Below are 9,253 nucleotides of genomic sequence, written 5' to 3' on the forward strand. Positions count from 1 at the left end.
TTACGCCCTCGGTACTGCGAAATTATTCTTGCGCGAGCCCTAAGTCCATCGCCAGGGTTACGGAAAAGCCGGGTATCCCCCGGCTTTTTTTATGCGCGGATAAAATTAGTATCCATTAGAAAATGATGATATAGTCTTTCACAACTGTATTTAGTGAAAGAGGATCTTCCCGTGGCTGTCATAGAACTGACCAAAGATAACTTTGAAGAGACCGTGACCAACAATGACTTTGTCATTGTCGATTTCTGGGCCCCCTGGTGCGGTCCCTGCCGCTCGTTTGCACCTACCTATGAAAAGGTGTCCGAGGATCATCCGAATATCGTGTTTGCCAAGGTGAACACGGAAGTGGAGCAGGAGATCGCCGGACATTTTCAGATTCGTTCCATTCCCACCCTGATGATCTTCCGTGAGAAGGTGATCATCTTCAGTCAGGCCGGTGCCCTGCCCGAGGGCGGATTCCGCGATCTGGTGCAGAAGGCGGGTGAACTGGATATGAGTGAGGTTCATCAGCAGATAGCGACAGAGAACGCCTGATCCGGGCTCTCCAGACTGTAGAATCGGAGCCGGCTGAAATGCCGGCCTTCTGCTTTGTGGGGAAAATACAGGACTGTTTTCAGGACGACGTCATCTAACGCTGAGCGGTGGAGGATCTGCCTCCTTGCTTGCCGGGACACCGTATACCCTTTCATGCTACGCATCCTGCTTCGCATGAAAGCCCGGCCCACCCATCCCTGGGTGGGCGCTCACCCCTGGGGGCTTGCCGCGGCCGTTCCGGTCTCGCAGCACAGCTGCTTCAGCGTTCGGCTGCACTTCGCAAGCGCTTGCCTCACCCATGGCCGCGGACACCCGCCAATGACGTGAATGGATTCACTAATGCCGCGAGGGCAGGGATGCCCAGGAGCGGTCAAGCAGTCAGATCCACTCTCACAAGCAGTTACGTGTTTAGATGACGTGGCTCTGGGACTGCTCCGTTATGCTGGAGGACGTCGTGGGCCGTTTGCTATAGTGTCTGAAGGTGTCATTGCCACAGTGAGCGGCTTCAGTATTATACGGGGACGCCGATGACTATGATTAAGCCATGGAGGCAGGTCGCGGACGTTGCTTCAGACGGGCGGAATTAAAATCCCGCAGTTCACGGATAGGCGGGCAGGTGCAAGGCAAGTGGGTCGGGCGGATCCCGGAAATCTCACCATAAATGTTAGACACAGATAATGCAGAGACAATATGTGCGACGCAGACCGCATTACCCCTGGAGCCTGAAGACGCTGCTGTCGGGAAAACCGACGGTGGGTTGGCTGATGGATCTGTGTGACGAGAACTATCATTATCTGACGCGGCTGGCCCCCGACATGAGGAACATGCAGGGACGCTACCTTTCCCGCCTGGATGGGGTCATGGATCTCTATCTGGAGGTGCTGGAGCAGACGCCCTACACCAGCCTGCTGCATCTGACCTACTATTTTGCCCACGAGTCGGGCCAGTCGCCGGATCCCGACGCCACCATCAGAATCTACCATGACTCCCGTCAGGCCGAGGTGCTCAGTCTCAAGCAGCATATACTTCCCCTCAACAGGGGGTTCATCCGCCCGACCCTGGAACAGAAGTGGAAACTCAGTCTGTTCCTTTCAAAATGGCTCGCCTATTCAGTCCGTCAAGGCCACTGCTTTCTACCCCGCCACGCGATGACGACAGCCCCGACACAAGAACACCTCGCCCCGGTCTGAAGACCCTTATTTACCACCATTTATCAATAGCTTCAGCTTTGTATGCGAATTGTAGATGCCGGTGAGCTTTCAAACGCATCGCTCGCCGGAGGTCAGATAGGTGTGGTTCGTGCCTCACCGGCATCCTACCCCCGAAAACCAGATTTTACGGGGTGATTGAGATGACGCGGAGCTAGAGTTAACTTTTTGTTATTTCAGATAAAATTATGGGACATCAGGGTATATGCCTGTTTGTTGTTGGAGTCAATCCAATAAATGTTGACAATTTCCATAGGGAAATGATAGTTTTATAACCAAGTAAAGGAGTGGGTAATTATTCACTAAGTGGAACTGAAATTATGAGACTATCAACCAAAGGGCGTTACGCCGTAACTGCAATGCTGGATCTTACCCTCAACGGCAATGACGGGCCGGTGACGTTGGCTGAGATTTCCGAAACCCAGGGTATTTCATTGTCATACCTGGAACAGCTGTTTGCCGCCCTGCGCAGCAAGCAACTGGTCAAGGGCGTGCGCGGGCCGGGTGGGGGCTATTATCTGGGTCGTGAAGCCGATGAGATCTCCATTGCGGATATCATCTGTGCCGTTGATGAGTGGGTGGAGTTTACCCGTTGTGGCGGCAACCGTGACTGCCAGGACGGCAAACGTTGCCTGACTCACAATCTCTGGGATGACCTCAGTAACGAGATTTTCTCTTTCCTGCAGAGTATCACCCTGGCGGAGCTGGTTGAACGGGGTGGCCTGAAGGAAGAGGGGTGCCGCAAGGAGCAGAACAAGGAACCGATCATGCCCCGGGCGGATACGACCGCCGCTGCTTGAACCGGTTTCAGTAAAGATTTCCCGCTGTGTGTAATATCAAAGGCCACCCGTACCGGTGGCCTTTTTTTCATGGTTGGATTTATCCCGCAGGGCACACAGGATGTGTGAGAGCGACGCTGTTTACGGACGGATGTATAACGCGAAGTCGAGATTGAAAGGGGGTCGGAGTCAAGCCGCGTATTTTCGAAAACCGGTTGGTCCATTTCGACCGGTTTGACTCCGACCCCTGGGTACCATGAACGGGCCGGCATCACTCCTCCCTCTGCATCCTACCCCGAAAACCGGTCAGCGGGCGCCCCATGGTTCTCGAAAATCGCCGGCGTAGTCATGCCAGCGGCAGCAGCAGGGTGACGCGGGTTCCTTGTGCTTGACTGGAGGCGATGACGATTTCACCGCCATGCGCCTCGACAATACGCTTAACAATACTGAGTCCAAGACCGGTCCCGTGTGCCTTGGTGGTGAAGAACGGATTGAACAGCTGGGGTAGCTGATCTTCCGGGATCGGATTCCCCCCGTTCGTCACACTGACCTTCAGGACCCGGGCGATACTGTCCTTCTCCAGGCGCCAGACGATGGGGTCATGCAGTGGCGCCGCATCACAGGCGTTTTTGGCAAGGTTCAGGAAAATCTGGATCAACCGATCCTGGTCGCCCAGTATTTGCAGCTCGGTGTCCGGTGCAACCAGCTCGAAGCGTTGCTGCTTCTCCTGGGCGATCTTCCGGTGTGTTTCGAACAGCTGGGTCAGCAGCTGCTTGATGTCGATAGGCTCCAGCCGCAACTGGAGCGGTTTGGCATAAAGCAGGATCTCTTCCAGCAGTCGTGCCATCCGCTCCGCTTCCTGTTGCGCCAGCGTGGCCCGTTTGTTGGCGGAATCGGACAGTCCGGCGTCCTGGAAATAGCCCAGTGCCATGCTGATGGTGGAGAGCGGGCTGCGTATTTCGTGGGCAATACTCGAAGCGAAGCCGCCGATGGCGGCCAGCCGGATGTGTTCCGCCAGCTTTACGGTCTTACCGAAACTGTGGGTGACCAGGCCGGCGATATTGGTGAGCAGTTCCAGATGTTCCGGGGTGTAGGTGTCCGCTGTGCAGGTGCCGAACGCCAGGACGCCGGGAATCGGGCTGGCATCGGTTATGGGGAGGAATATGGCGTCCTGGACCCCCTCGCTGATCAGATGGTTGAGAAACTGGAAGTCGGGGTTCTGACTTCCAGTGGCCGACATGTTCGGTATGTGCAGTGGCTCGCCGGATTCCAGGGCCTTCAGCAACAGCGTGTTGCCAAGGGGATAGCGGTTGCGCCGGGTGATCTCCGGCTGCCCGGCCCGGTAACTGCCCTCCAGCACAATGGTGCTGTTGTCGCCGGCCACGAACAGTGCGCCGACCCAGTCAAGCGGCAGCAGGGAGGCAAACTCCTTGGCGACAAAACCGAGTGTCTCATTCAGGTCCGAGCCCTGCTGTATCTGGTCAATCAGCCGGAAGATGGCATGCAGTCGCAATGAGAGGGTATTGAACGAACTGGTCATCAGCGCCAATTCGTTGTCAATGGTGATGGGCACCTGATAGCCGAAATCCCCGCGGGCGACCTTCTGGAAGCCGTTCACGGCCAGCCGCAGGGGTCTCAGCACCGCCAGAAAGAACCAGGCGAATACGCCGAAGGTGATCATCACAGCGGCGAACAGCAGGCCCAGATGCAATCGATGCACCTGGGTCAGCCGCTGGTCGGTCTGCTGCTGTATTCGGGAGAGCAGGATATTGATGGAGGCGACCAGCGGCGCGTTATAGTGGGCAATGTAGTCCGAGGCGCGATCCAGGCGCGGCATGTCGCTGTCATTGCCGAGCGCCTGCATGATGCCCCCGCGAAAGTCTTTCCAGATCTCCTCGACGGCGGAAACCGCCTGCTCCGTGGCCGGTGTCAGATGGGGTTGGAACGGGTCGGGGTAATCGGTAAGCGCTGGAGGGAATTCCGCCAGCATAAAGCTGTTGGTGATGGTGTCCAGCATCTCGACCTGACCGTGCATGGCGCTGTAATACAGTTTTACATCACGCGCATAACTGCTGCTGTCCGGGGGGACATTCATGGAGTAGTTCATCCCCAGGGAGACCAGGCTTTGCGCCGTCTGCTCCAGCCGGGAGGTGATGTTCAGCAGGATGTTGTAGCTCTGCTGCTCCTGCAGGGCCATCATGCTCAGGGCGAAGACCGTCCCGAACAGCAGCATGATCAATACCAGTGCCGCGGCGATCTGGGTTTTAAGCATCTTAAGCAGTTTCATCTGGGTCCGCTGTTGTTGTTTCCCTACGGTCTATAAAGCTTACAGCAGAGATCCCAAAAGGCCAGCCGTAGTTGACAGCCGCGGGTCCTTAGGGCTCGCGCAAGAATAATTCCGCAGTACCGAGGACGTTCCTGGGCCACGCTGGCAAGGCACGCTTTGCAGACAATGGTTGATCCCTTGGCAAAAAGCGTAACGCCGCCAGCGGGGTCCAGGGGCGACCGAATACAGGAACTTATTCTTGCGCGAGCCCTTAGCCACCTTCAAGCAGGTCCTCGATGGCATGGATTTCCTTTTCCGCCTCAGTGATGATGGACATGGAGAGCAGGGGATTTAGCTTGCCGGCAGCGATCTTGTGGAATGCCGGCGAGAGATCGGGCGCCGGCAGTCGCTGCATCTTGCGGGTGCCGATATAGGAGAACAGCTGGGACACGATCACCAGATCGCCATAGTCGGCGGACTGTGCCGTGTATCTGAACCACTTATCACCCTGCAGTACGGTATCGATCGCGCTTTGCGGGAAATTCCAGTTGCGCAGGATGAGGGCGCCAACCTCCGGTTTGAGCGCATCCACCAGTCGATCCAGCTTCTCCGGGTCTTCCAGCAGCTCGGTATATTTTGCGGCGGCGCAGAGCAGGGGGATGGCGCCGATATTCTGCAGCAGACCCGACAGCATCGCCTGATCCGCCACCAGGCCGGGTGACAGGCGCGCCAGCACGTAGGCGATGGCGGCGACACGCCGGCTGTGACGCCAGAGTTGCAGCATGTGCTGCCGGATCAGCGGTGAGTCGGTGGCGAACAGGTTCTTCAGGACAAAACTGGTGACCAGGTTGCGGGTGTTGCCGTGGCCCAGGCGGGTGACCGCATCGCGGCAGTGGATGATGCGGCTTTCACCACCGAATGCCGGGCTGTTGGCGGTGCGCACCAGGCGTGCCGCCAGCGGCGGATCGGCCGAGATGATCCTCGCCAGATCCTCGCTGCTGCTGTTGGGGTTTTTCACCGCGCTGCCGATCTTTACCGCGATATCCGGCATGCTGGGGAGCTCGTAGTCGCCCGCCTGGATCTGTTGGTAGAACTCCATGTAGATCCGGTCTTCCAGGTCGTCCTCTTTCAGCTCGATGCCGGTGTCGCTGCACTGCTGGTTGTTCCACCAGCTGGCGTAGATGCTTTCCACCAGATCGCGGGGAAGACGGAGCAGCTCCACCGTCCCCTCGCAGCGCGCCTCCGCCACGCCGGGCGGGCCGGGATTGACCAGCGGGCTGCTGGTGGCAACCGAGCCGGCCTCCAGCGTGCGGGTCGAGCCGTCTTCAAGCCGAAGCGAAACCCGTCCTTTGAACAGATAACCGGTGGCTGCCCCAGCCTCGGGTGCCTGGAGGTCCTCTCCGGGCCCGGCGCACTCCAGCCACGCCTGCCGGCTGATATAGTCGATGACGGGTTCGGGCAGACCGCGCAGCGGGATAAGATGGCGAATTTGGGCGGCTGGTATGGACACGCCCTATGTATACCGATTGCTCCTGAAAAAAACCACCCCTGAAGCGGAATGTACCGCCGTTTGGCGGCCATCCGGTGATTCGTTGTCGTTTCCAGAGCCAAACCAAATAGGCTATCATTCACCCTCTTCTTCGGGTGGTCCATACATGACTGATGCGATCGAAAATCTGAATACCCTGCGGGATTTTATCCGCTGGGGGGCCAGTCGGTTCACCGAGGCCGGCCTCTATTTCGGCCATGGGACAGACAATCCCTTTGATGAGGCCATCAGGCTGACCCTGCATGCGCTCTACCTGCCGCAGGATCTGCCGCCGGCCTACCTCGATGCAAGCCTGGCCGGGGATGAGAAGGAACGGGTGTACGCGCTGTTTCAGGAGCGGATCATCCGCCGCATCCCCGCGGCCTACCTGACCCACGAAGCTACCTTTGCCGGCCTGGATTTTTATATCAACGACCAGGTGCTGGTGCCGCGTTCACCCATCGCAGAGCTGATCGAGGCCCGGTTTGAGCCCTGGATTCAGCCGGAGACGGTGAGCCGGGTGCTGGATCTCTGCACCGGCAGCGGCTGCATCGCCATCGGCTGCGCCTACGCCTTCGAAGAGGCGGATGTGGATGCGGTGGACATCTCGGCGGGGGCATTGGAGGTGGCGGCGATCAATATCGAGCGCCACAACCTGGAGGACCGGGTGGAAGCGATCCGTTCCGACCTGTTTGACGGACTGCATGGACGCCATTATGACATTATTGTCAGTAATCCCCCCTACGTCAGTATGGATGAGATGGCGACCCTGCCGGATGAGTACCATCGGGAGCCGGCGCTGGGGCTGGAGGCCGGGGCGGACGGTCTGGATATCGTCTGCCGCATTCTTCGGGAAGCGGCCGATTATCTCGAACCGGAGGGAATCCTGGTGGTCGAAGTGGGCAACAGCGAGTACGCCCTGGGCGATCGTTTTCCCGATGTCCCGTTTCTCTGGCTGGAATTCGAGCGCGGCGGGCACGGGGTTTTTCTGCTCACCGCCGAGCAGCTGGATGAGTATCAGGATGTATTTGATGAAGGATAGGCAATAACATGGCAATACAACGTGCACGCACCGCGCAGGAGTATGCGGAGTGGGTCAAGCAGGCCAAATTCGAAGTGGGTGACCTGAAGGAGTGCCTGCTCTACGAGATGGAGGAGATGGCCACATTCCCGACCTACCTGGAACCGCTGGAGCGGGGCATCGACCAGCTCTACGACGCGATGTGTAACGGCACCTACGCCTTCGGGCGTGAGGATCTGCCATTCATCGAGGTGGCCAATCGTCATGGCGACGAAATCCCCTTTCATATTCTTCTGCAACAGATCAACGAGACCCATCGCCGGGGACTCGATGTCGACGAGGACTGAGCATGGATCAATCACTGGTATTTGATCTGGAGCTGATCAACAAGTACGACTATTCCGGACCGAGATACACCTCCTATCCGACCGCGCCCCAGTTTCATGAGGGGTTCGGCGAGGTGGAGTACCGGGCGGCCGCCGAGGCGACCAATGCCCAGGGTGGGCCCCTGTCACTCTATTTCCATATCCCGTTCTGCGACACCATCTGCTTCTATTGCGCCTGCAACAAGATCGCCACCAAGGACCGCAGCATGGCGGCCACCTATCTGGATCGGGTGCACAAGGAGATCGCCATGCAGGGGGCGATCTTCGACAACAGCCGGGTGGTGGAGCAGTTGCACTGGGGCGGGGGCACGCCCACCTTCATCAGCCACCAGGAGATGCAGGAGCTGATGCGGGTCACCGGCGAGCACTTCACCCTGGCGGATGACGACAAGGGTGAGTATTCGATCGAGATCGACCCGCGCGAGGCTACCGCCGAGACCATTCGCACCTTGCGCGAGGTGGGCTTCAACCGCCTCAGTCTCGGGGTGCAGGATCTGGATGACCGGGTGCAGAAGGCGGTAAACCGGATCCAGTCCGAGGCCGAGACCCTGGCGGTCCTGGAGGCGGCCCGCGACAACAACTTCCGCTCGGTCAGCATCGATCTCATCTACGGTCTGCCGTTCCAGACCGTCGAGAGCTTTACCAAGACCCTGGACCGGGTGATCGAGGTGGGGCCCGACCGTCTCTCGGTGTTCAACTATGCCCATCTGCCGGAGATGTTCAAACCGCAACGGCGCATCCATGCCGAGGATCTCCCAGCCGCCCAGGTGAAGCTCGATATCCTGCAGATGACCATCGACCACCTCACCAGCGCCGGTTATATCTATATCGGCATGGACCACTTTGCCCGTCCCGACGATGAGCTGGCCGTGGCCCAGCGCGAGGGGACCCTGTATCGCAATTTTCAGGGCTACTCTACCCACTCCGATTGTGATCTGGTGGCCCTGGGCGTCACCTCGATCGGCATGGTCGGCAGCACCTACAGTCAGAACGAGCGCGGCCTGGACGAATATTATGCCCGCATCGATGCCGGCCGGCTGGCGGTGTTCCGGGGTATCGAATTGTCATCCGATGACCTCATCCGGCGCGACGTCATTACCCGTCTGATTTGCAATTTTGTGCTGGACTACAGCGCCGTTGAAAAGGCCTGGGGTATCCGTTTCGACCAGTACTTCGCTGACGAACTGGCACGCCTGCCGGGTATGGCGGCCGACGGCCTGATCTCGCTGGATGAAAAGGGGGTCCGGGTGCTGCCACGGGGGCGCCTGCTGATCCGCAATATCTGCATGGCCTTCGACCGTTATCTGTCACCCGGTGTGCAGCAGAAAAACTTCTCCAAGGTAATATGAATCACTGAGGTAATCCCCCGGCTCAGCCGGTGGGACTCGGCAGGTTTGACCTTTGCATGGGTTGAACGTCTCTGAATAAATAATGGTAGAGGAACTCTCGCCAAGACGCCAAGCACGCCAAGGAATACCTCTCCTTTTCATTAAACTTTGCGTTCTTGGCGTCTTGGCGAGAGCAAAAAACT

8 protein-coding genes are annotated in these 9,253 nt (G+C 58.2%); 6 read left to right on the plus strand and 2 right to left on the minus strand.

The annotated features are described in order from the left end of the window. Nucleotides 1-171: 171 nt before the first annotated feature. From trxA to O9K64_RS04115, 3 genes are all read left to right on the plus strand, one after another. On the plus strand, nt 172-534 hold the full coding sequence (gene trxA, locus O9K64_RS04105) for a thioredoxin (RefSeq protein WP_275096812.1): 363 nt from the start codon (nt 172-174) through the stop codon (nt 532-534). A gap of 692 nt (nt 535-1,226) precedes the next feature. Next, nucleotides 1,227-1,724 (plus strand): DUF1249 domain-containing protein, encoded by a 498-nt coding sequence (locus tag O9K64_RS04110; RefSeq protein WP_275096813.1) that lies wholly within the window; start codon nt 1,227-1,229, stop codon nt 1,722-1,724. 338 nt (nt 1,725-2,062) lie between these two features. After that, nucleotides 2,063-2,542, plus strand: a complete 480-nt coding sequence (locus O9K64_RS04115; RefSeq protein ID WP_275096814.1) for an Rrf2 family transcriptional regulator — start codon at nt 2,063-2,065, stop codon at nt 2,540-2,542. A 325-nt stretch (nt 2,543-2,867) separates the two neighbouring features. Here the strand turns inward: O9K64_RS04115 and O9K64_RS04120 are convergent, their stop codons facing one another. Next, nucleotides 2,868-4,808, minus strand: coding sequence for a sensor histidine kinase (locus tag O9K64_RS04120; RefSeq protein WP_275096815.1), 1,941 nt, complete (start codon nt 4,806-4,808; stop codon nt 2,868-2,870). 250 nt (nt 4,809-5,058) lie between these two features. Beyond that, a complete protein-coding gene (locus tag O9K64_RS23605; protein ID WP_275096816.1) occupies nt 5,059-6,297 on the minus strand; it encodes an HDOD domain-containing protein in 1,239 nt (412 codons plus the stop codon). Between the two features lie 145 nt (nt 6,298-6,442). Between O9K64_RS23605 and prmB the strand changes: the two genes are divergently transcribed. The 3 genes from prmB to hemN are packed head-to-tail and all read left to right on the plus strand — an operon-like array spanning nt 6,443 to nt 9,071. Further along, on the plus strand, nt 6,443-7,357 hold the full coding sequence (gene prmB, locus O9K64_RS04130) for a 50S ribosomal protein L3 N(5)-glutamine methyltransferase (RefSeq protein ID WP_275096817.1): 915 nt from the start codon (nt 6,443-6,445) through the stop codon (nt 7,355-7,357). Nucleotides 7,358-7,365: 8 nt separating this feature from the next. Then, nucleotides 7,366-7,683: a general secretion pathway protein GspF gene (locus O9K64_RS04135; RefSeq protein WP_275096818.1), complete on the plus strand. Its 318-nt coding sequence runs from the start codon at nt 7,366-7,368 to the stop codon at nt 7,681-7,683. Nucleotides 7,684-7,685: 2 nt separating this feature from the next. Continuing rightward, entirely contained in the window at nt 7,686-9,071 is a 1,386-nt protein-coding gene (gene hemN / locus O9K64_RS04140; protein ID WP_275096819.1) for an oxygen-independent coproporphyrinogen III oxidase, read from the plus strand. Nucleotides 9,072-9,253 lie beyond the last annotated feature (182 nt).

The organism is Sedimenticola hydrogenitrophicus (genome assembly GCF_029017505.1).
Classification (GTDB): domain Bacteria; phylum Pseudomonadota; class Gammaproteobacteria; order Chromatiales; family Chromatiaceae; genus Sedimenticola; species Sedimenticola hydrogenitrophicus_A.

Coding starts and splice junctions, on each gene's coding strand:
- O9K64_RS04115 (WP_275096814.1), top strand. CDS start 2,063: ATGAGACTATCAACCAAAGGGCGTTACGCCGTAACTGCAATGCTGGAT.
- O9K64_RS04120 (WP_275096815.1), bottom strand. CDS start 4,808: ATGAAACTGCTTAAGATGCTTAAAACCCAGATCGCCGCGGCACTGGTA.
- prmB (WP_275096817.1), top strand. CDS start 6,443: ATGACTGATGCGATCGAAAATCTGAATACCCTGCGGGATTTTATCCGC.
- O9K64_RS04135 (WP_275096818.1), top strand. CDS start 7,366: ATGGCAATACAACGTGCACGCACCGCGCAGGAGTATGCGGAGTGGGTC.
- hemN (WP_275096819.1), top strand. CDS start 7,686: ATGGATCAATCACTGGTATTTGATCTGGAGCTGATCAACAAGTACGAC.